At 67.5% G+C, this 26434-nt stretch carries 30 protein-coding genes; 18 read left to right on the top strand and 12 right to left on the bottom strand.

Annotated elements, in window-relative coordinates; genetic code table 11:
- Positions 1-51: 51 nt before the first annotated feature.
- From QA600_RS19340 to QA600_RS19355, 4 genes are all read right to left on the bottom strand, one after another.
- A complete protein-coding gene (locus QA600_RS19340) occupies positions 52-1683 on the bottom strand; it encodes a bacterio-opsin activator domain-containing protein (RefSeq protein ID WP_278293570.1) in 1632 nt (543 codons plus the stop codon).
- A 120-nt stretch (positions 1684-1803) separates the two neighbouring features.
- On the bottom strand, positions 1804-2418 hold the full coding sequence (locus tag QA600_RS19345; protein WP_278293571.1) for a hypothetical protein: 615 nt from the start codon (positions 2416-2418) through the stop codon (positions 1804-1806).
- Positions 2419-2559: 141 nt separating this feature from the next.
- Positions 2560-4029, bottom strand: a complete 1470-nt coding sequence (locus QA600_RS19350; protein WP_278293572.1) for a sodium:solute symporter family protein — start codon at positions 4027-4029, stop codon at positions 2560-2562.
- The gene (locus QA600_RS19355) at positions 4026-4295 is read right to left on the bottom strand and encodes a DUF3311 domain-containing protein (RefSeq protein ID WP_278293573.1); all 270 of its coding nucleotides are present in this window, start codon (positions 4293-4295) and stop codon (positions 4026-4028) included. Before QA600_RS19355 ends, QA600_RS19350 begins: the two co-directional genes overlap by 4 nt.
- A 173-nt stretch (positions 4296-4468) precedes the next feature.
- Here QA600_RS19355 and QA600_RS19360 point away from each other — a divergent pair, with 173 nt between their 5' ends.
- The 3 genes from QA600_RS19360 (at position 4469) to QA600_RS19370 (ending at position 6972) form a co-directional block, all read left to right on the top strand.
- The gene (locus tag QA600_RS19360) at positions 4469-5236 is read left to right on the top strand and encodes a helix-turn-helix domain-containing protein (protein ID WP_278293574.1); all 768 of its coding nucleotides are present in this window, start codon (positions 4469-4471) and stop codon (positions 5234-5236) included.
- A gap of 129 nt (positions 5237-5365) precedes the next feature.
- Positions 5366-6727: a DNA primase DnaG gene (dnaG, locus tag QA600_RS19365; protein WP_278293575.1), complete on the top strand. Its 1362-nt coding sequence runs from the start codon at positions 5366-5368 to the stop codon at positions 6725-6727.
- An 86-nt stretch (positions 6728-6813) separates the two neighbouring features.
- The gene (locus QA600_RS19370) at positions 6814-6972 is read left to right on the top strand and encodes a hypothetical protein (RefSeq protein WP_278293576.1); all 159 of its coding nucleotides are present in this window, start codon (positions 6814-6816) and stop codon (positions 6970-6972) included.
- Here QA600_RS19370 and QA600_RS19375 read toward each other — a convergent pair.
- Positions 6969-8294, bottom strand: a complete 1326-nt coding sequence (locus QA600_RS19375) for a DUF92 domain-containing protein (RefSeq protein ID WP_278293577.1) — start codon at positions 8292-8294, stop codon at positions 6969-6971. The two genes, QA600_RS19370 and QA600_RS19375, sit on opposite strands and share 4 nt — an antisense overlap.
- Positions 8295-8442: 148 nt before the next feature.
- On the opposite strand from QA600_RS19375, the gene QA600_RS19380 reads away from it, so the two are divergent.
- Positions 8443-9048, top strand: coding sequence for an undecaprenyl diphosphate synthase family protein (locus QA600_RS19380; protein ID WP_278293596.1), 606 nt, complete (start codon positions 8443-8445; stop codon positions 9046-9048).
- Positions 9049-9070: 22 nt separating this feature from the next.
- Here the strand turns inward: QA600_RS19380 and QA600_RS19385 are convergent, their stop codons facing one another.
- The 4 genes from QA600_RS19385 to uppS form a co-directional block, all read right to left on the bottom strand.
- Positions 9071-9895: an ABC transporter permease gene (locus QA600_RS19385; protein ID WP_005556326.1), complete on the bottom strand. Its 825-nt coding sequence runs from the start codon at positions 9893-9895 to the stop codon at positions 9071-9073.
- Positions 9892-10563, bottom strand: a complete 672-nt coding sequence (locus QA600_RS19390; RefSeq protein WP_278293578.1) for an ATP-binding cassette domain-containing protein — start codon at positions 10561-10563, stop codon at positions 9892-9894. The genes QA600_RS19385 and QA600_RS19390 overlap by 4 nt, the downstream gene beginning before the upstream one ends.
- A 71-nt stretch (positions 10564-10634) precedes the next feature.
- Positions 10635-10859 (bottom strand): hypothetical protein, encoded by a 225-nt coding sequence (locus QA600_RS19395; RefSeq protein ID WP_278293579.1) that lies wholly within the window; start codon positions 10857-10859, stop codon positions 10635-10637.
- 49 nt (positions 10860-10908) lie between these two features.
- Positions 10909-11841 carry a polyprenyl diphosphate synthase gene (gene uppS, locus QA600_RS19400; RefSeq protein WP_278293580.1) on the bottom strand — a complete coding sequence of 311 codons (933 nt, stop codon included), beginning with the start codon at positions 11839-11841 and terminating at the stop codon, positions 10909-10911.
- A gap of 120 nt (positions 11842-11961) precedes the next feature.
- Between uppS and QA600_RS19405 the strand changes: the two genes are divergently transcribed.
- The 6 genes from QA600_RS19405 to QA600_RS19430 all read left to right on the top strand — a co-directional run bounded on the left by QA600_RS19405 (position 11962) and on the right by QA600_RS19430 (position 16012).
- Entirely contained in the window at positions 11962-12366 is a 405-nt protein-coding gene (locus tag QA600_RS19405) for a DUF5778 family protein (RefSeq protein WP_278293581.1), read from the top strand.
- Positions 12367-12592: 226 nt separating this feature from the next.
- The gene (locus QA600_RS19410; protein ID WP_278293597.1) at positions 12593-13249 is read left to right on the top strand and encodes a bifunctional precorrin-2 dehydrogenase/sirohydrochlorin ferrochelatase; all 657 of its coding nucleotides are present in this window, start codon (positions 12593-12595) and stop codon (positions 13247-13249) included.
- Positions 13246-14559, top strand: coding sequence for a glutamyl-tRNA reductase (gene hemA / locus QA600_RS19415; RefSeq protein WP_278293582.1), 1314 nt, complete (start codon positions 13246-13248; stop codon positions 14557-14559). Before QA600_RS19410 ends, hemA begins: the two co-directional genes overlap by 4 nt.
- 51 nt (positions 14560-14610) lie before the next feature.
- Positions 14611-14892: a 4a-hydroxytetrahydrobiopterin dehydratase gene (locus tag QA600_RS19420; RefSeq protein WP_278293583.1), complete on the top strand. Its 282-nt coding sequence runs from the start codon at positions 14611-14613 to the stop codon at positions 14890-14892.
- Positions 14892-15284: an LWR-salt protein gene (gene lwrS, locus QA600_RS19425; RefSeq protein WP_278293584.1), complete on the top strand. Its 393-nt coding sequence runs from the start codon at positions 14892-14894 to the stop codon at positions 15282-15284. Before QA600_RS19420 ends, lwrS begins: the two co-directional genes overlap by 1 nt.
- Before the next feature lie 56 nt (positions 15285-15340).
- Positions 15341-16012, top strand: a complete 672-nt coding sequence (locus QA600_RS19430; RefSeq protein WP_278293585.1) for an HAD family hydrolase — start codon at positions 15341-15343, stop codon at positions 16010-16012.
- On the opposite strand, the gene QA600_RS19435 is transcribed toward QA600_RS19430, so the two are convergent.
- Positions 15972-16616 (bottom strand): helix-turn-helix domain-containing protein, encoded by a 645-nt coding sequence (locus QA600_RS19435; protein WP_278293586.1) that lies wholly within the window; start codon positions 16614-16616, stop codon positions 15972-15974. The two genes, QA600_RS19430 and QA600_RS19435, sit on opposite strands and share 41 nt — an antisense overlap.
- Before the next feature lie 63 nt (positions 16617-16679).
- A complete protein-coding gene (locus QA600_RS19440; protein WP_278293587.1) occupies positions 16680-18536 on the bottom strand; it encodes a molybdopterin biosynthesis protein in 1857 nt (618 codons plus the stop codon).
- 85 nt (positions 18537-18621) lie between these two features.
- Here QA600_RS19440 and QA600_RS19445 point away from each other — a divergent pair, with 85 nt between their 5' ends.
- Genes QA600_RS19445 through QA600_RS19455 form a run of 3 tightly spaced genes read left to right on the top strand, consistent with a single transcriptional unit; the run spans position 18622 to position 20390 of the window.
- Positions 18622-19758, top strand: coding sequence for a serine hydrolase domain-containing protein (locus tag QA600_RS19445; RefSeq protein ID WP_278293588.1), 1137 nt, complete (start codon positions 18622-18624; stop codon positions 19756-19758).
- Between the two features lie 34 nt (positions 19759-19792).
- Positions 19793-20014 (top strand): hypothetical protein, encoded by a 222-nt coding sequence (locus tag QA600_RS19450; RefSeq protein WP_278293589.1) that lies wholly within the window; start codon positions 19793-19795, stop codon positions 20012-20014.
- A 49-nt stretch (positions 20015-20063) separates the two neighbouring features.
- A complete protein-coding gene (locus tag QA600_RS19455; protein WP_278293590.1) occupies positions 20064-20390 on the top strand; it encodes an SHOCT domain-containing protein in 327 nt (108 codons plus the stop codon).
- Between the two features lie 80 nt (positions 20391-20470).
- Here the strand turns inward: QA600_RS19455 and glp are convergent, their stop codons facing one another.
- On the bottom strand, positions 20471-21736 hold the full coding sequence (gene glp / locus QA600_RS19460; RefSeq protein ID WP_278293591.1) for a gephyrin-like molybdotransferase Glp: 1266 nt from the start codon (positions 21734-21736) through the stop codon (positions 20471-20473).
- 119 nt (positions 21737-21855) lie between these two features.
- Between glp and QA600_RS19465 the strand changes: the two genes are divergently transcribed.
- From QA600_RS19465 to QA600_RS19485, 5 genes are all read left to right on the top strand, one after another.
- Complete coding sequence (locus QA600_RS19465) at positions 21856-22224, top strand: Hsp20/alpha crystallin family protein (protein ID WP_005556361.1); 369 nt, start codon at positions 21856-21858, stop codon at positions 22222-22224.
- A gap of 66 nt (positions 22225-22290) precedes the next feature.
- A complete protein-coding gene (locus QA600_RS19470; RefSeq protein WP_278293592.1) occupies positions 22291-23898 on the top strand; it encodes an AarF/ABC1/UbiB kinase family protein in 1608 nt (535 codons plus the stop codon).
- 146 nt (positions 23899-24044) lie between these two features.
- Complete coding sequence (locus tag QA600_RS19475) at positions 24045-25100, top strand: hypothetical protein (protein ID WP_278293593.1); 1056 nt, start codon at positions 24045-24047, stop codon at positions 25098-25100.
- 218 nt (positions 25101-25318) lie between these two features.
- Positions 25319-25738, top strand: coding sequence for a DUF2178 domain-containing protein (locus tag QA600_RS19480; protein WP_278293594.1), 420 nt, complete (start codon positions 25319-25321; stop codon positions 25736-25738).
- Between the two features lie 6 nt (positions 25739-25744).
- Positions 25745-25948: a helix-turn-helix transcriptional regulator gene (locus tag QA600_RS19485; protein WP_278293595.1), complete on the top strand. Its 204-nt coding sequence runs from the start codon at positions 25745-25747 to the stop codon at positions 25946-25948.
- Positions 25949-26434 lie beyond the last annotated feature (486 nt).

A 26434-nucleotide genomic window follows, 5' to 3' on the forward strand; every position in this document is an offset into this window, starting at 1 on the left:
CCGATACTTCGTCGGCGTCGTAATGAAACCAGTGAGAACCGTCGTGATCGATCACCTCGAGTCGTCCGTCGACGGGCGGGCGGATTCGACGTCGGTTCGCGTCGTATCGGGTTCGTCGACGACCGCCGCGGCGATCTTCTGCTGGGCCGAGCGGAGGTGTTCGTGGAAGGTCGCGGGCGTGATGCCGAGCGTCTCGGAAATATCCTCGCCGGAGCTGTGTCGGGGCCACTCGAAGAAACCGGCGTAGTAGGCCGTCTCGAGCACGGTGCGCTGGCGGTCGGTCAGGACGCCGTAGAGGTGGTCCTGGATCTGCGCGATCGACTCGTTCGAGGGCGTCACCTGCCGCCGGGCGACGTTCGTCGCGTCCGGGTACACGTCCTGGATCGCCTCGGTCGCGGCCCGGATGTCCGCGCTCTCGGGCAGGTGGATCGTCATCCGGTAGTCGCCGCCGTCGATGGCGGCGGACTCGACGTAGCCGCCGTGGGAGGCGACGACCGAGAACAGCGGCGGCGACGTGATCGTGAGCTCGAACGTGATCTCGCCCGCCGATTCGTCGAGGACGGTCACGTCCTCCCAGTGGGGGACCCGCTCGACCAGCGTCTCGACCTCCGGGAACGCCTCGACGCTCGTCACGCCGTACTCGAGAAACTGCTCGTCGTCGACCCGAACGACCCGTTCGAACGAGACGTGTCGGTCGGTCATCTCCGGGCCGTCGAACATGTCGACCGCGTTCTTGATCTCGTACTCGAGCTCGATCAGCTGATCGCCCATCAGGGCGCGCTTGCGCTCGATGGCGGCGATCGCGTGGCCGAGGATCTCGCCGAGCTGACCGATCCCCTCGCCGACCTCTTCGGTGAAGGCATGTCGGTGTGCGCTCGTCACGCCGAGGACGCCGTAGAGGCCGCCGCCGTGGACGATCGGGATCGCGGCGGCCGATCGGTAGCCGAGCTCGCGGGCGTCCTCGCGCCAGGGCTCGAAATCGGGGTCGGTGAGAACGTCGTTCGACACCTGCAGCCGCTGCGTTCGGATCGCCCGCCCGGCCGGTCCCCGACCCGACGGCTCGTCGGGATCGGTCGAGAGCGGAATGCGTTCGACGTAGCCCTCGATGCCGGCCTCGATCCGCTGGGTTATCTCCCCTGTCGCCGAGTCGACGCCGGCCACGAACGCGAACTCGTACCCCGGCGTGTCCGCCAGCGTCTCGCAGGTCGTCCGCTCGAGCTCCGCCCGGCTCGCGTCGGTAACGACCACGTCGTTGATCGCCCGCATGACCTCGTAGACGCCGTTCAGCGCCTCCATTCGTTCGCGCTGGCGCTCGAAGCGCCGCTCGCGTTCCCTCCGTCTACTCACGTCCCGGAGACAGCCCGTCAGACCCGAGCCGGTGGGCTCGAGGCGCACCTCGAGCCAGGTCTCGGCGGGCTCGTGGTAGGTGTCGGCCGTGATCGACTCCCCGTTCTCGAGTGCCCGTTCGTGTGCGTCGTCGAACCGCGAACGAAGCCGTTCCGCGATCGGCGTCTCCGTTCGGTCGGTGTCGAGAAACTCGCCGACCCGATCGTTGGCGAAGACGCACTCGAGGTCGGCGTCGAGTACGTATACGCCGACCGGGAGCCGGTCGAGAAGCGCCTCCGCGCTCTCGCCGTCGCCGCTCTCGAGGAGGGCTGTGACCTCGCGGAAGTCCTCGTCCATAGCCACAGAGTGTTGCTCAGCACAATAAGGGTACTACATTATTGAACAGGAAACTGCTGATGAACGGTACAGTATCGTTTCAGACGTTAGTATATACTCCGGTCGACCGCTCCTCGTCCCCTACTCGGATGCTCTGTCGGGATCGACCGACCGAATCAGCGCCGCGATCGTCTCGCGATCGCGCTCGGGATCGACCTCGAGCCCGTCGAGGGTCTCCGCGACGCCGTCGGGTAGTTCGAGTGGGAGGGTTCCGCCGGCCATCCCGTAGGCGTCGTCGGTCGGCCAGATTGCGATGTTCGTCTCGGCAGGGATCGTCGCTCGGTCGGTCTCGAGGTCGGGCGAGAGCGGATAGGAGACGTCGAGGACGTACCAGCGTCCCGCCGTTCCGTCGGGGCGCTCGAACGAGAGCGTCTCGCGGGTGTCCTCGACGACGACCCCCTCGTCCTCGACGATGTCGACGAACTGGCGCCTCGCCTTCGGCGCTGCGGTCGACAGGACGCTCTTGGGCGAGACGCCGACGACCGACAGCGACGGTGAAAACTGCATATCGACGGTGAACAGCGACCGGACGGGGACGTCGCTCGCACCGAGTGCCGCGAGGGACGCTGCCTCCTCGGCGGGTTCGTAGACGGTCGTTTCAGCGGTGATCGTCGCGATCAGGACGTTCGACTTCCCCGTCCGGGTTCCGGCGCGGTGCCACGTTCCGGGGACGGCTTCCGGCAGCGCAGACGTCATGACGAGCGGTACGCAGTCACCCCCTTTCGGTGTGTTGCTCTCGTGTGCCGCCGCGCCGTCGTACGGAATGCTGTGACGATTTGCCGGCGCGACCGCCACGCGTTCTTCGGTCGCACCGGAAACGACGTACAGCGGTCGGTATCAGTCCGCCTCGAGCCCGTCGAAGTAGATCGTCCGCCGCTCGTCGGCCGCGGGCGTCGTCAGCAGCGAGACGCCGACGGTGACGACGAGCCCGAGTCCCATCCCGACGAGACCTGCCGTCCAGCCGGCGTACGCGCTCGGAACGACGGCGGTGAAGAGACTCGAGAGGTAGAACGCCTGGCTGGCGAGGATCCCTGCCGTGATCCCGGCCCGGGTCGTCTTCCGCCAGTAGAGCGCAACCATCACGGGGAGGGCCAGCTGGGCAAAGCCGCTGAAGGCGGCGTCGCCGAGTTCGAACAGCGTGGCGGGGTTCCAGAGGCTCGCGAGGAAGGAAGCGGTTGCGAAGCCGACGACGCCGATCCGAGCCAGCAGGTCCTCGCGGCGCTCGGAGAGGTCGCTCTCGACGAACGGGCGGTACAGATCCCGCGTGAAGTACGACGAGCCCGACAGCAGCATCGAGTCCGACGAGGACATCATCGCGGCCATCGCGCCGGCGATGACCAGCGCGGCGAACCAGACTGGTGTGAACTCGGCGAGGATCACGGGGAGGACGTTCTCGCCTTCGGAAATCGTGACGTCGAGCCCGCGGGCCCACGCGCCGAGTAAGAACGAGGGGACGAACAACAACACGCACAGCAGCGGCCAGAGCGCGAACGATCGTTTGAGCACCGTCTTCGAGCCCGCGGCGAAGAAGCGCTGGTTCACCTGCGGGAACATCGCGACGCCGAAGCCGATCGTGATCGCCGTCGAGAGCATCCACTGGACGGTGTAGAAGTCGCTTCCCAGCGCGAGGTGGTGGGCCGCTTCGGCCTCGAGCGCGCTCGAGGCCGCGCTCGGGCCGCCGACGACGGCGAGCACCCAGACGAGCGCGATCCAGGTGGTGACGAGCATGAACGCGCCCTGGAGGGTGTCCGTCCAGGCGATCCCCCGGAAGCCGGCGACGACGACGTAGAGGATCATGAAGGCGGTGATCAGTCCGGCGCCGACGGCGTACGGGACCGTCCCCTCGGTCAGCGCCTGTAAGGCGGTGCCGGCGCCGACCTGCTGGAGCATCACGTACGGAAACAGCCAGAGCAGGCTGACGCCCGCGACGAGTCCCCTGAGTCGGCGGGAGGCGAACCGATCGCCGAGCATCTCGCCGAGGGTGACGTAGTCGTACTGTCGGCCGAGCAGCCACTGTTTGTAGCCGATCACGTACCAGAGGATCGCGAAGATGATTCCGTCCATCAGCCCCATGACCAGCACCCACTCGGGACCCTGCTCGTAGGCGACGTTCGGTCCCGCGAAGAACGTAAACGCCGACAGCAGCGTCGCGAACGTCGTAAACAGTAGGACGATCGTCCCCACCGTACGGCTCGCGAGGTAGAAGTCCTCGGCCGTCCGATCGGTCAGACGGTAGGCGACCAGCCCGATCGCGAGCGCCAGCAGGAGGTAGCCGACGATGATCCCGAGCTGGATCGCGACCGTCACCGCCGCTCACCCCCGGCGTCGACCCTCGAGCCCGAACCTGGAGAACCGCCGCTCGAGTCGCCGTCGGATTCGATCCCGAGCCCCCAGAACCGGCGGGCGAACAGCCAGAAGACGAGCGAGGCCAGCCCCATCCAGCCGACATGCCACCAGAGCCAGAGCGGAACCCCCGCGACGAGCGTCGCGTCGCCCCAGAGAAACCACGGGATCGTGAGCGCACTCAGTCCGATCGCAACGGCGATCCATCCCCACAGCGCCGGGCGTGACATACGTCGCCGTTCGTCTCTACGTGTGTAACTGTTTCTGTTCGATACCGACTATTGAATAACTTTTTTCCATCGGTCGGTCAGTTCCCGTCACGTCCGGCGACTGTTGTTGGGTGAAACCGGCATTTCAGCGAGGAAAAGGGGTATATGTGTCGGGAATCGAATGGGTACAACACATGGCTCGGCTGTTTCCCTTCCGGTCGGAGCCGGAGTCCGAGGAGGGACAGCCCCGAATCGTCGACCTCGAGGGGGAGGACGCCGACGCGGTGTTCGGCGCCCTCTCGTCGACGACCGCCCGCCGGATCTACGCGCAGGTCGACGACGAACCGAGCACGCCAAGCGATATCGCGGAGGCGATCGACTCGTCGATTCAGAACGTCCGCTACCACCTCGAGAACCTCGAGGAAGCCGGGTTAGTGACGGTCGTCGACACCTGGTACTCCTCGCGGGGCAACGAGATGAGCGTGTACGCGGCGACCGACGGTCCGCTGATCGTCACCAGCGACGAGTCGAAAGCCTCGCAGCTTCGGGCGGCCCTCTCACGGTTCGTCGGCGGGCTCACCGCGCTGGCCGGTGCGAGTCTGCTCGTTCAGTACAGCGTCACCCGCTGGTTCGGCGCGGCCGCGGGAACGGCGCCGGGGGCCGATGACGGGGACACAGCCGACACCGCGGGTGATGAGGTCACGACCGAGGATACGGAGACCGAAGACGAGGACGTAGGTATCGCCGGCGAGGACGCCGACGAGCCGGATCAGGCGGACGACCCCGGCACGCGCGACCCGAACGGGGACGGCGCCGAGGGAGGGGATGCGATCCTCGGGGGCGGCGAGACCGCGGAGGCGGTGTTCGCAACCGTGCCGCCCGGACTGCTGTTCTTTCTGGGTGGGCTGGCGGTGTTGCTCGCGGTCACGTGCTACTGGTACTGGTCTCGGCCCGCCTACTGAGCCCGACTGTTTTCCCGTTCGGCCGTCTCCAGGTCAACAGCTATTTGCGTCTCACTGCCCTCTCTCTAGGTAACTTCCCGGACGCGCGGTCTCGTCTCGGCGTCCCCGGACCGTCGGGGGCAGATCTCCATGGAAGACACCTCGAAATATCACATCCACGCGAACGTGACGGCTGACGGGGTGGTCGAGCGAAGCGACGTCGTCGGTGCGATCTTTGGCCAGACGGAGGGCCTGCTGGGCGACGAACTCGACCTCCGCGACCTTCGTCAGTCACAGAAAGTCGGCCGTATCGACGTCGAAATAACCAGCACCAAGGGTCAGTCACACGGAACCCTCACCATCGCGACCAGTCTCGACAAAGTCGAGACGGCCACGCTTGCGGCCTCGCTCGAGACGATCACCCGAGTCGGTCCCTGCCGGGCCTCCCTCGAGGTGCGCGAGATCGAGGACGTCCGCACGGCCAAACGAAAGGAGGTCGTCGATCGGGCGAAGGAGCTGCTCCGAACCGGATTCGACGACTCGATGATGAGCTCCGAGGAGATCCTCGCGGAGGTTCGCCAGCACGTCCGCGTCGAGGATATCACCGAGTACGAGGGGTTGCCCGCCGGTCCGCGAGTCACCGACAGCGACGCGATCATCGTCGTCGAGGGGCGCTCGGACGTGCTGACGCTGCTGAAGTACGGCGTCAAGAACGCTATCGCCGTCGAGGGGACGAACGTTCCCGACGCGGTCGCCGAGCTGACCCGCCATCGCACTGTCACCGTCTTCCTCGACGGTGATCGGGGCGGCGACCTGATCTTCGAGGAGCTCTCCCAGGTCGGCGACATCGACTACGTCGCCTTTGCCCCCGCGGGCGAATCCGTCGAGGAACTCGACCACCACCAGCTGTTCGCCGCGCTGCGAAACAAGGTCCCCTACGACAGCGTCTCCGGACTCAGCGAGCCCCGGGAGGCGGTCGCCGCAACGGACGGGAGCGCAACGCCGGCACCGCCGGCGTCGTCGCCCCGCACGATCGATGAGGAGTCCTCGAGCGACCCCCAGACCGGGTCGAACCGCCAGGCTGACGCGACCCGTTCGTCCGGAGCGGACTCGAGCGCTGCCGGGGAAACCGAGTCGGCGACTGAGACGAGTTCCTCGAACGCCGAAACGACGACGGCCGAATCGTCCGTCGACGAGGGCCCGCAGACCGTCTACGGTCACGGGACCGTCGTGATCGCCGGCGACACCGATCAGGTTCGGTTCCTCGACGCCGACGGCGACGTCCTCGAGGAGGCGCCCGCGGGCGACGTCTACGACGTGCTCGAGGCGGCCGAGACGGTGCCGGCGACGATCGTCCTCGACGAGATCCTCGACCAGCGGCTGCTGGACCTCGCCGCCGACCGCGGCGTCGACAGGATCGTCGCCCGCTCCCTGGGCCAGTTCACCAAGCGACCGACGGCGGTACAGGTCCACGCGGTCGACGACGTCGCCGACGCGCCGCCGACGGAGTAACCCCTTCTCTCTGTGGTTGTGAGTGGCTCGCAGCGCCCTCGCCGTCCGAGGAGTTGATACCCGAGCGGAACCGAGCCCGGACGATCATGTCCCCGTCCGCATTCGCCGCGATCGCCCTGCTCGGCGTCTGGGTGCTGATGATGTTCGCCGTCACCGCCGCCACCGGCGAGGATCAGCTCCGCGCCACGGCGTGGTTCGACGACTCGACCGCCGACCGTCGCGAAGGCTCGAAACAGAAAAATTAGCCGAGAATCGCGAACGAGAGCCCGAGCAGCGCGCAGACGATCGCGCCCGATAACGTCGCCAGAAAGTTGACACCCTGGTTGCCCAGCAGCGGCCCCTCGAGGGTCGCCCCGAGGAGGCTGTCGACCGTCATCCCGATGAAGCCGGCCGCGACGATAATCGCCGCGCCGACGACGCCGACCTCGGCGAACAGCGCGTAGGAGATGGCCGCGACGATCGTCGCGCCGACGACGCCGGCGATCTCCCCCTGCCAGGTGACGCCACCGTCGGTACCGGGCTCGACGGGCTCAAGCGTGGTGATCAGCCGCGGCTGCTCGAAGACGCTGCCGATCTCGCTCGAGAGGGTGTCGCTCATCGCGGTCGCGACCGAGCCGGCGAACGCGAACAGAAACAGCTCGGCGTCGATTGGGAGGAAGGCCGCCTCGCTGGCGGCGTACCCCAGTACGGCGACGAGCCCGACGGCCGCGTTGCCGAGGACGTTGCCGGTGCCGCGGGCGCCGTTGTTGTCCTCGGCGACGCCAAGATCCTCCTTGCGGTCGTAGCGGAACTTCGTCGAGAGCCCGCCGATCGCGAAGAAGGAGATGAGAACGACGAACCAGCCGTAGCCACCGAGAACGATCGTCAACAGGCCGAGCAGGACACCGGTGAGCATGCCGGCGATCGACGCCGTCTCGAGAGCGTAGGAGGCGTAGCCGAGCGCGGCGGTGATCGCCAGCGCAATCGCGATCTCGGCGGCGCCGAGGGCCGGATCGAGCTCCGCGAGCAGCCAGAGCAACAGTCCGACCGACAGCATGACGACGGGATCGTCGTAGAGCAACAGGACGTCACGGAGGAGCGCGGCGAGCAGCGCGCCGCTGGCGGCGAGAAACAGGATCATCGGCAGGGCAGACGGGATCGAGTCGCCGGTAACGGCGACCGTCGCCGCCTGGCCGACGACGGCCGCGACGGTCGCGACGAGACAGAACCCCGCGGCGTGGACGACGTCGCTGTCGCTTCGCGTTCGGACGAGACGCTCGCCGAAGTTCCCGTAGCCGATCAGAAACACCGTCCCGACGAATATCGCGCTCGTCATCGAGGACTGGACGGCGAGCAAGCCGAGCGCGACGCCAGCGAGGACGAACGCGATGAGCCCGTAGAGGCGCCCCTCCTCGTAGTCGTCGGGATAGGCGAGCAGGTCGAAGATCGGTCCGTCCGTAACGGCAACCGCTCCGAGCAGGACGACTGCGGCCAGCGCCGCCGCGATCTCGGGGCCGAGAAGCGGTACGGCGAGCGAGAGCGTACACAGCAGCGCGAAGACGCCGGCTCGCCGGACGGGTTCTGTCACGGTAATCGGACCTTTCTGTGGGGATTACTTGAACCTTCGTGAACCGGCTCGAGCCCGATTTGTGGCAGGTAGCGGGGCTGAATCGGGCGTCTGACTGACCCGGATCGAACCCGTAACCGGTATGCCACCGGCCCGGAAACGGGAGGGCGTGGGTCTGTACGAGCGCTACCTCTCCGTTCGCATCGGTCGTCACGACGCCGACAGCCCCGACCACGTCGCGCTCGTGATCACCGAACGCGACCTGCTCGAGCGCGGGGCCTACGAGACGCTCTCGGCGTTTTTCGACTGGGCGTTCGAGTACGCCACCCGCGTGACGGTCTACGTCAGCGTCCTCGACGCCGCTGCCATCCCCGCCCTGCGGCGGGAGCTCGAGGCCGTCGACGCTCCTCGCGAGGTCGCCGTTCGCACGCCCGACGATCCCAGCCGGGCCGACGCCCCGATCCAGATCGGGATCGGTCTCGGCGGGAAACACGAGTTCACGAGCGCCGTTCGAACGCTGGCCGAGAGCGTCGACGCCGGCGAACTCGAGCCCGACGAGATCGACGACGAGCGCGTCGAAGACCACCTCGTCTTCCCCGCCGAGCCCGACCTGGTGATCAAAACGGGCGCCGAACGGCTCTCGGATTTCATGATCTGGCAGTCGGTCTACTCCGAGCTCTACTTCACCGACGTCAACTGGCGGGACTTCCGCAAGCGGGACTTCCTGCGGGCGGTCCGGGAGTACTGTAACCGCTCGAGGCGGTTCGGCCGGTAGTTCGGACGGACTTCCATCCGTCTCACTCGTCGATCGCGTCGACGACCGCCTCGTCGAGCTGTTTCGCGTCGGTGAACACCCGACGGCTGAGCAGGACGGTGTTGGCGACGACGGTGAGCCCGCCGGCGGCGAACAGCATCAGCATGATGGCGAACTGGTACTGCGCGGCGTAGATCGGGTTCTCGCCGGCGATGATCATCCCCGCCATCAATCCCGGAATCTTGACGACGCCGAGGCTCTTGATCCCGTCGATCGTCGGGATCAGCGCCGCGTAAACGCTGGTCGAGACGTACTCGGTGACGGCCTCGTCCGGAGAGGCGCCGACGCTCAACAGCGCCTCGATCTCCGCCCGGTTCGAGGCGATCTCTCCGGTGAACCGGTCGAGCGCGAGCGAGTTCGTCTGCATCGCGTTGGCGATGACCATGCTTCCGATGACCAGCAGATCACGCATCGTCATCTCGATGGCGCCGGCGGCGGCCATCGCCACGATCGTGAGCCCCGCGCCGAACCCGATCGAGGCCAGCGACGTCCCGAACACGCCCGGTAGCGCCGTTCCCCGCTTGTAGGAAATGTAGGCGGCGACGACGATCATAAAGGCGAGAACGACGGCCGCCCAGGCGAGATGCGCCGCCAGCAGCAGGCTGATCACCGCGCCGGCGGCCACCACCTGGACCAGCCCGCGGACGGCCATCGCGACGATCTCCCGCTCGAACCCGAGCTGACGGGCGTAGATGATCCCCAGAACGACCGCCGTCAGCGCCGCCGCGATCGCGATCTGGACGAACCCCGTGACGATGACCGGATCGGCCGCGTGCTCGAGGACCCGCTCGAGACCCGGGTCGGTCACGCGAGGACCTCCTCGGGACGTCCCTCGGCAACCACCCGTCCGTCCTCGAACTCGGCGACGTGGTCGCCGAGGCGCTCGGCCTGGGCGGTGTCGTGGGTGACGAGCACGCAGGTCAGCCCCTCCGTTCGGATCAGGTCGCCGAGGAGCTCCTCGACCCGCGCTTCCGTCTCCGAATCGAGGTGGGAGGTCGGCTCGTCGAGCAGGAGGACCTCGGGATCCACGTAGAGGGTCCGGGCAACTGCGACGCGCTGTTGCTGGCCGCCGGAGAGGTCCTCGACGTCCCGTTCCGCGGCGTTCGGTAGCTGCACCCGCTCGAGGAGCTTTGCGACGCGTTCGTCGTCGACCGGTTGGTCCCGAATCAGATCGCTCGCGGCGACGTTCTCCCGGACGGTTCCGGGACGGAGCGCCGACTCTTGGGGGACGAGGCCGATCCGTCGCCGCAGCTCCTGGGGATCGACCTCGCGGTAGTCGACCCCATCGAGGTACACCGTCCCGGCGGTCGGTTCGTCCAGACGGTTGAGCAGCCGCAAAAACGAGGACTTCCCGGCTCCCGAGGAGCCGACGACCGCGAGAACCGTCGACGTCGCGACGCGAAGCGAGACGTCCTCGACGATCGGTTCACCGCCGACGACCCTCGTGAGCGACGCGGTCTCGAGCTTCGAATCCATTGTACGAGGGTCGCTCCGGGCGGGCAAAAGTCGCTGCGGTCGGTCCGGGCGGCAACTCCGTTCGCAACGGGCTACGGCTCGAGGTCGGGGTCCGGAAACTCGACGTAGGCGAACAGCGTCACGAGGATTCCGACGGTCAGCAGGAAGAAGCCGCCGCCGATCGCGAGAAACTCCGCGGGCTGGGTGTAGTCGGCGGCCGTCTGGGGGTGGCGAAGCACGCCAGCGGCTCCGAGTGCCAAAAACGACGCGAGTCCGGCCCCCGTCGCGGCGAGTCCGACCGCGAGCTGGCGGTCCATATCCGACGTTGGGGTCCCGTCCGATTGTAGGTTTCGAGACACGGCGGACTCAGTCCGCGGCGGGACCGCTCGAGTCGACTCCCTCGAGTTCGTCCTCGTCGGGCTGTTCGGCGGTCGGCAGCGAGTCGCGGAACCGGTCGACGATCGAGCGGGCCTCCGCGAGTTCGGGATCGCTCATCGCCCCGAGCAGGGCCAGCGCCCGGCGGGCGCGGGTCCGGCGCCAGGACTCCTGGCGGTGTTCGTACGTCCGGATTCCGCGCAGGAAGTCGGGCTTCGAGAACTCGGGCCAGTAGGGAGTACAGAAAAAGACGGCGGCCTCGTTGCCGTTGGCGTGCCAGGGCAAGAAGTTCGAGGTCCGCTCGTCGCCCCCGGTTCGGATGATAAGATCGACGTCCCGAACCGGCTCGTCGTACAGCCGGCGTTCGATCGCCTCGACGTCGATCTCCTCGGGGTCGACCTCGCCTTCCTCGACGTCTTTCGCGACGCCGCGGGCTGCCTCGAGGAGTTCCGAGCGGCCGCCGTAGGCCAGCGCGACGTTGAGCACGAACTGGTCGTAGTCGGCGGTTCGCTCCTCGGCGTAGTCGACGGTTTCCTGGACCCGGTCGGGAAGTCGGTCGACCGCGCCGAGCGCGCGGATCTTGACGCCGTTGTCGTGGACGCGCTCGGCGTCGGCGAACTCCCGGAGCTTCTCACAGAGCAGGTCGTACAGCGCCTCGCGCTCCTCGGCCGGGCGATCGAAGTTCTCCGTCGAGAACGCGTAGAGGGTGAGTTCCTCGACGCCGACCTCCTGACACCACTCGAGGACGCGCTCGGTCGTCTCGGCGCCCGCGCGGTGGCCGTCAGTCGCGTCCGCTCCCTGCCGGCGTGCGTACCGACGGTTTCCATCCTGAATCACGGCGACGTGGGTCGGCACACCGTCGATCTCCCTCGAGAGGAGCTGCTCGTACGCCGCGTCCACGCGCTCACGGAGCCACCGATTCATCACTCGACGTGACGAGGACCAGAAGTATGTGTCTTGTGTGTTACTCAGCGGTATCGATACGCACTGACACACAGAAAGCAATCGTGACCGCTATCAGGTCGGAGGTTCTCGTCTCGGCCGATGAGCGACACACTCGACGACGATCTCTACCGGCGAACGAAGGCGTTGCTCGAGCCCGGCGAGGTCGAACTCAACGGCGCGATCGTCCACACCGACTACGACGGCAGCGAGGACGTGCGGATGATGCAGGCGACGATCGACGTCGGCGACATCATCGCCGAGCACTCGGGGCACGACCCGAAGGACTGCTACGTCTACTCGGGCAACGACGACCCCGACTTCTCCTCGAACCAGCACCAGGGGCTCACGCTCGAGGACGAGGAGTTCGTCTGGGAGTGCCAGCAGCTGCTCCGGGAGGGGAGTTTCGACATCGTCATCTACTACGAGGCGGACGCCGACCACGAGGCAATCCTCGAGGACATTCGGGAACTCGGCCACGACGTCACCGGCGTCGAGGGCGAGTAGGCGACTGGACGGCGCGCCGTCGCCGCGACCGGCCCGGGTTCGCCCGCCGCCGGGACCGGCTCGACAACTGTTGGCACCCCTCACGAGTAGCTCTGTCGGGCGGGCCGTGCCGATTCGCTTTTCACGGACGCGACCCGACGATCGAGTGTACGCACCGCGTCGGCGGCTCGAGCGCCGGGACGACCGTCGACGGGCCTCGACGCGGACGTTCGAACTCGAGTCTACCATGATTCCGCTGCTTCACGATTTCACGGGGACGACGGTACTGGTCTTCGGCGGCGGCTCGGTCGGGGCCCGGAAGACCCGCCGGTTCGCCCGCGAGGCCGAGGTGGTCGTCGTCAGCCCCGAGTTCGCCAACGAGCGGTTCGGCGACGCCGAACTGGTGCGGGCCGCACCCGACCCCGCGGCCGTCGCCGGCTGGCTCGAGCGCTGCGAGCCCGCGCTGGTCGTTGCCGCAACCGATGACGAGGCGATCAACGAGGCGGCCGCACGGGCCGCCCGGGAGCGCGGCGTGCTCGTCAACCGAGCCGATCGCTCGGGCGAACGGAATCCCGGCAGCGTCGTCGTCCCCGCGGCCGTTCGCGAGGATCCCGTCGTCGTCTCGATCGCGACGGGTGGAACCGCCCCGGCACTGAGCAAACACCTTCGCCGGGAGCTCGAGGAGCAGCTGGCGGGCGCCGGGGAGATGGCCCGGATCTGTGGGGCGCTGCGGACGGAGCTCAAATCTCTGGACGTCGACCCGGTCCGTCGGCGCGAGCTCGTCGGCGATGTCGTCAAATCACCGGACGTTTGGACAGATTTACGTACGGGAGCCTCCAAGCCATCCCAAGTGATCGAGGACGTGCTGAGTGAGGAACGGGCGACGGAGGGTGATCTGCCATGAGTGGGGTTATCACGGCTGCACGCGTCACGCACGACAGCGGCAGTGTCGACGATCTCGCGGCCGCGAGCCCCGACAGCCAGCGGGCCGCCGTCGCGGCCCTCTGTGATATCCCCGAGATCGAGGAGGCGTACGTCCTCTCGACGTGCAACCGGGTCGAGGCCTACGTCGTCTCGAGCGACGCGACGCTCGGCCGGGCCACGCTCGAGGAGTTCTTCGCGACGACCGACGACGCCGCGCTGGTCGTCACCGGCCACGACGAGAGCCTGCGCCACCTGCTCCGGGTCGCCACGGGACTCGAGTCCGTCGTGCTCGGCGAGGACCAGATCATCGGCCAGGTCCGGACCGCCTACGAGGACGCCCGCAGCGCCGGCGGCATCGGCCCGATGCTCGAGGCCGCCGTCACGAAGTCGATTCACGTCGGCGAGCGCGCCCGAACGGAGACCGCGATCAACGAGGGAGTCGTCTCGCTGGGGTCGGCCGCAACCCGACTCGTCGCCGACGACGTCACTCTCGAGGGTGCGACGGGGCTAATCGTCGGCGCCGGCGAGATGGGGCGCCTGGCGGCCCGCAGCCTCGCGGACGCCGACGTCTCGAAGCTGCTCGTCGCGAACCGTACCGTCGACCGCGCCGCCCATCTCGTCGACGAACTCGCGGTCGACGTCGACGCCGTCCCGCTTGGAGCGCTTGCCACCGTCGCCGACGACGCCGACATCGTGATCGCGGCGACGGGCAGCGACGAACCGGTAGTCGAACCCCACCATCTCGCAGACGGGTCCGACCAGGTCGTCGTCGATCTGGGTCAGCCCCGCGACGTCGCGCCGGCGGTCGGCGGCCTCCCGTCGGTGACGGTGTACGATCTCGACGACCTCGAGTCGATCACCGCCGAGACCCGCGAACAGCGCGCCGACGCCGCGGACGAGGTCGAGGCGATGATCGACCGGGAGTTCGAGCTGCTGTGCGATCAGTACAAGCGGGCCCGCGCCGACGAGGTTATCGCCGCGATGTACGAGTCGGCCGACCGGATCAAGGAGCGCGAACTCGAGCGGGCGATCGCCGAACTCGAGAAGGGCAACGGCTCCCAGCGCGAGGTGCTCGAGGCGATGGCCGACTCGATGGTCAACCAGCTGCTGGCCCCGCCGACGAAGAGTCTTCGGGAGGCCGCCGCGGAGGACGACTGGAGCACGATCAACACCGCCTTGCAGCTGTTCGATCCCGACTTCGGCGGCGAACCGCCGCGGTCGCCCTCGATCGCCGGGATGGCCGAACTCGACCCTGCCGACGTTCAGGTCGGCGTCACCGACGACGACTGACCACGATCCAGACGGCACAACCGTTATTTTCGTCCCTTCCGTTCGTCCGCTATGGCAGACCTGCTTTCGGACGACGAGATCGACGCACAGTTGCCCGACGGCTGGGAGCGCGAGGGCGACGAGATCGTCCGCACCTACGAGTTCGACGACTACCTGCAGGGCGTGAGCTTCGCCGAAGACGTCGGCGAGGTCGCCGAGGAGCAGTTCCACCACCCCGAGATCCGCATCCGCTACGAGGAGGTCGAGGTGCGACTGACCTCCCACGAGGAGGGCGGAATCACCGACGCCGACATCGAGATGGCGGAGCTGGCCGACGAGGAGTACGACGGCTGATGGACGCCGCCTACGTCTTCCGCGTTCGCCTCCGGCTCGAGCCGGCTACGGGAGGCGTTCGGGTCGACGGCGACTCCGGGGAGACGACGGTGACGGTCTCGCGGGACGCGCCGGAGCCCGGCACCGAAGGGTGGCTCTTCTTCCGGAACACGCTCTGGCGGGGCGAGGTCGGCGACGAGGAACACGCCAGGCGCCTGGCCGCCGACTGGCTCGGCGAGCCCCTCGGCGCGATCGAGGCCGTCTCCTTCCGGGAGCTGCGGACCGACGAAGCCTACCTCGAGGCGCTGAAGGCCGAGATCGCCGACGACCTCGAGGCGTTCAACGCCGACGACGTCTCCGAGGTGCTCTCGAAGTATCTGGGCTCGAGCATCCACGTCGTCGACCGGGCGTAGCGCGGTCCGCTCGAGCGACACACATTTACTCGCGAATCGCGTAGGTAGTCGTCCGAATGGTCTCCGAATACGATTACTGGCTGCTCGACCTCGACGGCACCCTCATCGACGTCGAGTGGTCCTACACCCGGGAGGTGTTCGACCGGGTCGGCGACCGCCTCGGTCGCGAGTTCACCGACCAGGAGGCGGACATCATCTGGAGCGGGCTCACCGGCTCCCGCGACCGCCAGCTCGAGGCGTGGGGAATCGACCCCCACGAGTTCTGGGAGGCGTTCCACGCCGAGGAGGACCCGATGGTGCGGGCCGAACAGACGTACCTCCACGACGACGCCGCCTTCGTCGCCGACCTCGACGTTCCCGTCGGGCTCGTCACCCACTGCCAGGAGTTCCTCTGTGAACCCGTACTGGACAACGTCGGGATCCGCGACTGGTTCGACGCCCGCCTCTGCTGTACCGAGGAGACGGGCTGGAAGCCCGACCCCGCACCCGTCGAGTCCGTCCTGCGAGAGCTCGGCGTCGCGCACAACGGCCACCGAGGCGTGCTGGCCGGCGACGGCGCGAACGACGTCGGGGCGGCCTGGAACGCCGGGCTCGACGCGATCCACGTCGAACGGGTCGGCCACGAGCGTCGCGGCCAGTGCGTCCTTGGTGATTACCGCGTCGAGTCGTTCGATCAACTCCCTGGCATCAGGTCTCCGACTCGCCGACCGGCTGGATCTCCTCGTTGACGAGCGTCTCGTAGGCGCGACGCAGCCGTTCGGACAGCGCCTGATGGGAGATCCCCAGCTCGTCGGCCAGCTCCTCCATCGAAATTTCTCGCGGGATCTCGAAGTAGCCCCGCTCGAGGGCGGCCTCGAGCGCCTCCTCCTGTTCGCCGGTGAGCCTCGTCGTCGAAGTCGCCCCTGGCGTGACGTCCGTTACGCGCCGGAGGTCGACGCCAATGCCGCGGTCGACGAGCCGGTCGTGGGCCCGACAGAGCGCCTCGCGATCCCGATACCGTACGCGAGCCTGCCACCAGCCGTCGGTTCCCCAGCCCTCGAGCAGCGAGCCGCCGTCGACGAGCAGCCGATCGCAGACCGTTCGTCCCTCGACGAACGTCACGTCGTACAGCAGGCGGTCCGCCGTCTCGATGAGCAGGTCGGACGTCTCAACGGACGGATCGTCGGCGAGGGCGGCGTCGACCGCCGTCCGTTCGGCGTCGGCGATCCAGAGACAGGGTTGTGAGCGCGAGACGGCCGCCTCGAGTTCGACTTGTAGTTCTGGAAGTCGATCGAACGTAGCCTCGAGCGTCGTGTCCGCAGCCGGGATCCGAAACTCGGCGATGGTCGACATCGGGCTCCGTACACCGCGGGAGCGTAAAAATCGCTGTTCAGCCGCCGGTGACTCTCATCCTCGCTAACGCCCGTTCGCCACGTCGTCGAGGGCGGCCTCGAGTTCCTCGACGCCCGGCTTCTCGAGTCGATCGGGGTTCGCGAGCACCCGAACCGGCTGGGTGCCCAGCGAGACGAACCCCAGGTCGAGGCGGTCGGCGGTCTCCCGGAGTCCGAGACCGGCGTCGGCCTCGTCGGCGATCACCTTCCGTGCGGGGCTCTCGTGGGCGCGCAACCCGAGGTCGAACCCGACGATCGAGTCGACGATCGCGTGGCGCTCGACGTCCCGTTGCTCGGCGAGGTCGGCGACCGCGGCGCCCAGACTCGAGCGCAGCCCGGAGTCGGTCGTCCGGTTGACGAAGCGGTGGTCCTCGTCGACCAGATCGGCCAGCCCCTCGATCCGATCGGGGTTGCCAGGTTTCACGAGCAGTCCCCACTCGCGTCCCCAGCTACCCAGCTCCTCGGCGTCGACGTCTCTCTCGGTCGGTCCCGCGACGACTGCGACGTCCGGAACGCCCTCTCGGAGCCGGCGGAGACCGGGCCGGGACCCTACGGAGAGATATCGCGGGTTGTCCAGCCCGTCGAGCAGCCGCGACAGCGTCGGGTCGTCCTCGCCGACGCCGAGCAGCGTCGGCGGGCGGACGTCCGGCGAGAACAGCGAAACCGTGACGGATTCACCGGTCTCGAGGTAGTCGGTTCCGGGAGCGACCTCGACGACGCCGTCGGCCTCGGCGAGGCTCGTCGTCGCGCCGCTGCCCTTGTCGACGGGGTAGACCAGCGTCTCGCCGTCGCCGTCGCGGACGACCCCGACCGGCATGAGCCGCAGCCGCCCCTCGTCGTAGCGCTCCTGTCTGGCCATCCGGCCCTCGAGGGTCGCCGTCTCGGTCTCAGGGAGGCCGGCCGCCTCGCGGATCGCGGGCGCGACGAACGTCCGGAAGACCATCATCGCGGAGACAGGGTAGCCCGGCAGCCCGACGTACGCCGAATCCTCCAATCGACCCACGAGCATCGGTTTGCCGGGTTTGACGCCAACGCCGTGGAGCAGCAGTTCGCCCTGCTCCTCGATGACTCGATAGATGACGTCGACCGCGCTCGCGCTGGTCGAACCCGACGAGAGCACGAGGTCACACTCCGCTGCGGCCTCGCGGAGCACGCGTTCCATCTCGTCTTGCTCGTCGCCAGCGTGGGGGTACAGCACCGCCTCGCCGCCCGCGTCCTCGACGCCCGCGGCGATCGTGTAGCTGTTGACGTCGTAGATCTCGCCGCGGTCGCTGTCGACCGCCTCGCCCGGACGGACGAGCTCGTCGCCCGTCGAGACGATCCCTACCTTCGGCTTCGAGCGCACCGGAACGTCGTCGGCTCCGAGCGCCGACAGCAATCCGATGTCACGCGGCGTGATCCGGGTTCCAGGACCGAGCGCGCGCTCGCCCGCGGCGACGTCGGCGCCCGCGAACATGACGTTGTCGCCGGGCGCGACCGAGGTTCGGATCTGGACGGAGTCGCCTGCGGCGGTGGTTCTCTCTACAGGTACCATCGCGTCCGCGCCCGTGGGCATCACCGCCCCGGTCGAGATCTCGACGGCCTCGCCCTCGCCGACGGCGACGTCGGGCTCCTCGCCGGCGTGAACCTCGCCCGCGAGCTCGAGCTCCGCGGGGTCGGCCTCGTCGGCGCCGAACGTGTCCCGCGCGCGAAGCGCGTAGCCGTCGAGGCTCGCCCGGTCGAAGCCGGGGACGTCGAGTTCGGCGTCCAGTCGCGCCACGAGTACCCGTCCCCGAGCGTCGGCCAGCGAGACGTGGTCGATACCGCCCTCGAGCGAGAGCGAGCGGATCGCCTCGCGGGCCTCCTCGGGGGAGGCGAGGTCGCGAAATTCCTTGCGGTCCATACCCGGAGTTATCGGGCCGGGGCTAAAAACGTCGGTCGATCGCTACGGGGGAACGGTTACAAGACCGACGCCAGTTAGACGGAGTATGTCACGGCTTGAGCCAGCCGATCGGGACCGGATTGCGGCGCTGTTCGACCGCCACCTCGAGGTCGGCCTCCACCACGGCGCCCAGCTGGCCATTTACGTCAGTGGCGAACAGGTTCTCGACCTCGCGAGCGGGACGACGGGTCCCGACGGGCGGGAGACGACTCCCGAGACGCGTCACGTTCTCTTTTCCTGTACGAAACCCTATGCGGCGGTCGCGCTCCACGCCCTCGTCGACGACGGCGCACTCACGTACGACGATCGGGTCGTCGACTACTGGCCCGAGTTCGCCGACGACGGGAGCGAGAAGGCCGATATCACCGTCCGGCAGGTGCTCAGTCACACGGCCGGACTCCAGCAGAGCGAACTCGACGACCGCCCCGACCTGTGGCCCGACTGGGACCGTGTCGTGGGGGGACTCGAGGACGCCGACATCGTCTCGACGCCCGGCGAGGAGCCGGCCTACCACGCGCTCACGTTCGGCTGGCTCGTCGGGGAGCTCGTTCGTCGCGTCTCGGGCGCACGGATCGAGACGGTCGCCGCCGATCGCGTGTTCGAGCCGCTCGGGATGGAAGACACGGGGATCGGCCTGCGCGAGCACGAGCCCGACGACGTCGCCACGCTTGCCGCCTTCGACGCCTTCGATCGCTGCCGGGACCCGGAGGAGGGGCTGGGCGACACCGCGTCGGTCGCCGCGCCGTTCAACACCGAGGCGATCCACCGGGCCGTGATCCCCGCAGGGAACGCGATCGGCACCGCCCGCGACATGGCCCGCTTCTACGCCTGCCTCGCGAACGGCGGGGAACTCGAGGGGACCCGCATCCTCTCGGCGTCGACGGTCGACGCGATGACCCGGCTCGAGGCCGCGACCGACGACGACGGTACCCTTTCGAGGCCCCGACGGTACGGGCTCGGCGTCTACAAGGGCGGCACGCCCGCGAGTCCGTTCGGCTCGCTGGCACCCGAGCGCGCCTTCGGCCACGCGGGTCTGGGCAGCAGCGTCGGCTGGGCCGACCCCGAAACGGGAGTTGCGTTCTCCTACGTCACCAACGGCGTCCGGGACGGCTCCTACGAGCACGTGGCTCGAGTGAACGCTCTCGCGGACGCGGTTCGGCTCGCACTTTCCGGGGCGACGTAGAACCTGTCTTGTTCCTCGAGACCGAACGGCGGGCATGGGACGACTCCGACGCCTGGCCGTCGTCGCGACGCTGGCCTGGACCGCGACGGCGCTGGCCCAGTTCGTCGCCTGGACGGCGACCGAGGAGAACGAACGGATCGAGTGGACCGAACGCCGAAACCAGTTCCTGCTGTGCTCGAGCCTCTCGACGAACGCGCTGGTGTTTACGACGATCTACCGATACGCGAGGAGGTGCCGGCGCGGTCGCGGCGAGTAGCGGCGGTCGGGGCGCAGTCGCTTTGTGGACGCCGCTCGATACGTACAGTATGACGTTCGACGCCCGCGAGTTCGTCGCCGAGGACTGCTGGATCCTGATCGGCGTCGTCACGTTCGCACTGCTCAGTCTCGCCGGGCTCGCCGGCCTCGAGGCGCTGGCCGACGTCATCGCGATCGTGGGCTGGTTCCTGCTCGTGCCGCTGTTCCTGTTCTGGGGCGAGGAGATCGCCGACATCGCCCTCGGCGACGACTCGGAGCCGGACCGCGGCGTCGACGGTGCGTTCGAGGACGTGTTTTCGGAGGCCGAGACGGCCTCGAAGCCGTCGGAAACGGAGACGTCCGCTCGACGGGAGCGAGAACTCGACGAGAACCGGTGAGTCGGGACGTCTATCGTTTGTTGCGGACGGCGTAACCGTCGAGAGGGGTGGCTAGTCACCTGGCGCTGGGGACGGCTTCGTCAGGGATGGGACTCCCAGTCCTGGACCGCGACCGTCTCCCCGGCGGGGACCCCCTCGAGCCCGTCGTCGACGACGACCCAGCCGTCGGCCAGGGCGACGCTCGAGAGCACGCCCGAGCCGCTGGCTCGCGTCGGCGTCGCCGCGAATTCGGGGCCGTCCTCACCCTCGCGCTCCTCGAGTTGAACCCGCGCGAACGTTCGGGTACCGGGTTCGCTGGGGATCTTGCGCTCGAGGACGGCCGGCGTGGTCGGATGAGGATCGGGGGTCGTCCCCTCGAGCCGGCGCAGCGTCGGCCGGAGGAACTGGACGGCATTGACGATGCAGGCGACGGGGTACCCCGGGAGCGCGAGAACGGGTGTGTCCTCGACGATTCCGAGACAGACCGGATGGCCGGGTTTGAGCCCGACCCCGTGGACGAGCACCTCGCCGAGGTCGTCGATCACCTCTGGCAGCAGGTCCCGTTCCCCCACGGAGGAGCCGCCGGTGGTGACGACGACGTCCTTCGTCAGATCGCGCTGAATGGCCACGCGAAGGGAATCGGCGTCGTCGGTGACCACGTCCCGATAGGTCGCGTCGGCTCCCCAGCGCTCGACCATCCGCGAGACGGTGAGCCCGTTGGTCTCGATGACCTCGCCGGGTCCCGGTTCGCCGTCGACGAGCTCCTCGCCGGTCGGAATCACGCCGACGGTCGGCCGCTGTGCGACCTCGAGGCGGCCGTAGCCGACCGACCGCAACAGCCCGAGATCGGAGGGACGCAGCCGGTGGCCGGCCTCGTACAGCCCTTCGCCTTCCGCGACGTCCTCGCCGATCGGGGCGACGTTCTCCCCCTCGGCGACGGCGTCGCCGACCTCGAGCTCGCCGACGTCGGCGAGCTCCTCGACGTGTTCGATCATCACGACGGCGTCGGCTCCATCGGGCAGCGCGCTTCCCGTGTGGACCCGGACGGCCGTCTCGGGACCGACCGCTCCGTCGCGGTCGCCGATCCGCAGCACTTCGGGGGATCGGTCGGACGCGCCGAAGGTGTCCCCCGCGCGGACGGCGTAGCCGTCCATCGCCGCCCGTTGGTAGTGTGGTACGTTTCTCGCGGCCGTGATCGGTGCCGCCAGTACCCGCCCGTCCGCTCGAGCGAGCGGTACCGTCTCGGTTCCCGTCGACGGGTCGTCGACGTTCTCGACGGCCGCCTCGGTGAGAATTCGGCGCGCCTCGTCGACGGGCGTTTGCTCCTTGAACCCCGCCTCCTTGCGCTCGCTGTCGGCTCCTTCCATACGCTGACTCGGGTCGGCGGGACCCAAAAGGGTACGGGACGCCACCTCGGGGTCCCGGCGCTCGCCCGGAATCGACCGCTACCGCGGGGTTTTTCGTACCCGCGTTCGAACCCACGGCCATGTCAACGCTGCGCGACGCGTTGCGGGACCTCTCGGACGACGTTTTCTTCGATCTGCTCGAGAGCGACGACGCGTACCTCCTCGTGCTGGACGTTCCCGGCGCCACGCCGGAGTCGGTCTCCGTCTCGGTCGCCGAGGAGACGATCGCTATCGAGGCGCGCCGCGAGAAGCTCGACGACGGGGAGTACCGGTACCTCGAGGAGAACCGGCCGCTCCTGCTCGACGTCGAGCTGCCACTCCCCGACGACGCCGCGAGCGAGACGGCGACGGCCGTCGAACGCGGTGTCCTCGAGCTGACCGTTCCGAAGCGACCGGCGGACGGCAGCGAGACACCACTGGATTCTGTCGAGCGCGAGAACGCGGGGTGACCGAGGCTGGCAACACTCCGCGCGTACCGTCGGTTCGTCGTCGTCGCCTGGCAGTTCCTCCCGCTGTTGCTCGCGTACGCCCGCGACCGCCGCCGGTTCCTGCTGTTCGGCCGACGGCGACGGGTCGACCCGGAGACGCGACGGCGCCGCGCACAGACTCTGCTCGAGTCGCTTCTGACCCTCGGTCCGACATTTATCAAGCTCGGCCAGCTGCTCTCGACGCGTCCCGACGTCCTTCCCCCAGAGTATATCGAGGAGCTGGCGGCCCTGCAGGACGACGTGCCACCCGCCGACTGGTCCGAAGCGAAGACCGTCCTCGAGGACGAGCTCGGAACGCTCGAGGAGCGCTTCGCGGAGTTCGACACCGAGGCGATCAGCGGGGCGAGCCTCGGTCAGGTCTACCGCGCACGGGTCGACGGCGACCCCGTCGCGGTGAAGATCCGACGTCCGGAGATCGAGTCGCTGGTCGAGGCCGACCTGCGGGTCATCCGCTGGTCGCTGCCGCTTCTGTTGTACTTCGTCGACGAGTCCCGATCGTTCTCGCTCGAGAACCTCGCCGACGAGTTCGCGAAGACGATCCGCGAGGAGATGGACTACGAGCGGGAGGCGGCGATGCTGACCGAGATCCGCTCGAACTTCGAGGGCGACGATCGAATTCGTATTCCCGAGGTCCTCGAGAGCCACTCCGGGCCGCGCGTGCTCACGATGGAGTATGTGCCGGGGACAAAAATTAACGACGTCGAGGAGCTGGATCGGAAGGGGATCGACCGAAGCCAGGTCGCGGAGACCCTCCAACGGGCGTACCTTCAGATGATCATCGACGACGGCGTCTTCCACGCCGACCCCCACCCCGGGAACCTCGCGGTGACCGACGAGGGGGCGATCATCTTCTACGACTTCGGGATGTCCGGCCGGGTCGACGAGTTCGTTCAGGGGAAGATCGTCGACTTCTACATCGCGGTCGCCAACCAGGACATCGACGCCATCCTGGACGCGCTGATCGAGGTCGGCACCCTGAGTCCCGACGCCGACCGGGCGGTGATGGCGGAGGTAATGGAGCTCGCGATTCAGGACGCCCGCGGCCAGGAGATCGAGCAGTACCGCGTCCAGCAGATCGTCGGCCAGATCGAGGACTCGATCTACGAGTTCCCGTTCCGGCTGCCGAAGAACCTCGCGCTCGTTCTGCGGGTCGCGACCGTCGTCGAAGGGGTCTGTGTCACGCTCGACGAGAACTTCGACTTCATCGACACCGCGACGACGTACCTGACCGAGCAGGGCTACCGCGAGGAGTCGATCCGTCAGTACGCCGAGCAGACGGGTCGACAGATTCGCGAGTCCGGCGAGTCGCTGACCAGACTCGCGCCCAAGACCGAGCGCACGCTGGATCGGCTGGACCGGGACAACCTCTACGTCCGGATCGGCGTCGAGGACTCCGAGGGAGTGTTCGACAAGCTCGCGAAGCGGCTGGTCTACGGCATGTTGCTGACGATGTCGCTGTTTTCGATGGGTGTGCTGTACGCTCTGCAGGCGCCGGAGGCGTCGATCGTCGCCGCCGTCCTCTCGGCCGTACTGTTCGTCCAGCTCTACCGGTCGTTCCGCGACGGCGGCGGCTCGCTGCAGGCGAAGCCGCAGTTCACCCGCCAGAACCTCCGCCAGCGTCGGCGCGAGGAGTGAGACGGCCTGCAGTAACGGCTTCCCGGAACGGCTACAGGACGGCTCCCGGTTTTCGGAACTTGATACACCGGAGTTCGTACGTCCCGGGAAGGGGACGAGGCCGCCGCCACTACAACCTTCTTTCCGCTGGCCGCCGAGATCCACCTATGAGCTACGATCGGATCGCCGACCTGTCGCTGACGATCGACGACGCCTCGATGGCCCGCCTCGAGCGCGACACCTCGAGCGGCTTCACCCGCGTCAGCACCGAGTTCACGCTGACCGGTCCCGACGGCTGCGAGGGCAAGGGCGAGGACGTCACCTACGAGACCGACCACCATGATGCGTTAGCCGAGACGGGGCTGCCCGACCTCACCGGTGAGTACACGATCGACTCCTTCTCGAGCCAGCTCGGCAACCTCGACCTGTTCCCGGCAGGCGCGCCCGACCGTGAGGTGTTCCGGAACTACCGGCGCTGGGGACTCGAGGCCGCAGCGCTCGACCTCGCGCTCCGCCAGGCCGGGACGGATCTGGCGTCGCGACTCGAGACCGAGTACGAACCGGTGCGGTTTATCGCCAGCACGCGACTCGGCGACGAGCCCTCGACCGACCGCGTCGAGGCGCTTCGGGAGGCGGTTCCGGACCTCGAGTTCAAGCTCGACCCGACACCGGAGTGGACCGAGTCGCTGGTCGAGGAGCTGGCGGCGACTGACGCCGTCCGCGTCCTCGACCTGAAGGGCCAGTACCACGGCACCGAGGTCGACGTTGAGGCCGATCCCGAGCTGTACGAGCTGGTGATCGAGGGGTTTCCGGAGGCCGTCCTCGAGGACCCCGCACTCGAGGACGACACCGAGGCGCTGTTCGAGGACGACGAGGTTCGCTCGCGGACCTCCTGGGACGCACCGATCCACAGCCTCGAGGACGTCCAGAATCTGCCGTGGGAACCCGAGTGGCTCAACATCAAACCCTCCCGCTTTGGCTCGCTCGAGTCGCTGCTCGAGACGATCGACTACTGCCAGGAGCGCGGAATGACGCTGTATGGCGGTGGCCAGTTCGAACTCGGTGTCGGCCGGGGTCAGCTGCAGGCGCTGGCGTCGGTGTTCTACCCCGACACACCCAACGACGTCGCGCCGGGCGCGTACAACGATCCCGAGGTAACGGGCGAGTTGCCAGCGAGTCCGCTCGAGCCGCCTGCCGATCTCGAGGGCTTTCGCTGGTCCTGATACGGTTTACTGTAAGTCAGTACCGGCGTAACCGCGACACGTGTGGCGGTTGTGCCGGTACATCGTTACAGCAATCCGTATGAGGCGACGAGGAAGGGGTCGGTGTGCCTGTTTTCCACCGAATTCCGTCCGGATTTGCTGAAATAGCCGATCTCCGAACAGCCGGTAGCTTTAATACCGGATGTAAAGTACACTTTACTGTAAAAGGTGCTTTACACATGAACACCACCCTCAACTCGGTCAGTATCGACAAGCGGGCGTACGAACGCACTGTCTGGATACTGGCGGGTCTCGGCTGTCTCGGCCTCTGGTCGGGAATCTACCTCGATGCGCAACTCGCCGGAACGATCACCTACCTCGTGGCAGTCTGGGCCGCGATGGGGATCGCGTTCGGCCTACCGCGCGTTACCGAGACGAAACTGTCCGACGAACGCGACGAAGCATATCACAACCGCGCCAGCGGTCTCATGTTCTCGATCGCGGCGATCGCAACGATCAGCGTCGTTCCGGCGCTCTACGTTCTCGACGCCGGCGGATACTTCACCATCACGTCGACGATGTGGGGCGGTATCTACGTTCTGTCGGCTCTCGCGCTCCTCTACGGGCTCTGCTACGGAATCGTACTCTGGCGCAACTAACGATCGATGGATAATCAGGTCACAGAACGTCGGGAAGAACGCGAGCTGAGTCAAGGTGAACTCGCCGAAGCCGTCGGCGTAACCCGTCAGACGATCAACTCAATCGAGCGCGAACGGTACGATCCATCGCTGGAACTGGCATTCAAGCTGGCGGCGTACTTCGATTGTCGCGTCGACGATCTGTTCGATCCGGATCTCGACGGCGAGTAACAGTGAAACCGGATCCGACTCTCCAGTACGCCGGGATTGCGCAGGCCGCCTCGAGGTCGAAAGCCACAGGTCGGCTCTCGAAGCGAGTCGCCCCGCTCGAGCCGCCTGCCGATCTCGAGGGCTTTCGCTGGTTCTCAGAGGCGAGGGGAGGGTGTGGAGAATCACTGTTGCCGGTATAGGAAGTGTATCTGAGTGAGAGCATGCATTGCGTACAGGGCAAGTAGGTAACACAGCCGCAGTCGATCTCACCGATAGCTGTCAAGGGCAGCGTGCTGAACAGAGCGGGTAGATCAACAGACTGAAATTATCCCTTACGCAGTCGTGATAGCTTTTTGTCAGTCTATAATTGTTATCTCGGCGTCTTGCAACCATACTCTGAACATGCCGATGGGAATAACGTACAACAGCAGTACAGCCCCAGTCTCGACAGCACCCAGTTCGATTTCGCCTCCATCTCCAGCTACTGCGATTGCAGTTACCCCCAGA

This window comes from Natronococcus sp. A-GB1, from assembly GCF_029688845.1.
Lineage (GTDB): Archaea > Halobacteriota > Halobacteria > Halobacteriales > Natrialbaceae > Natronococcus.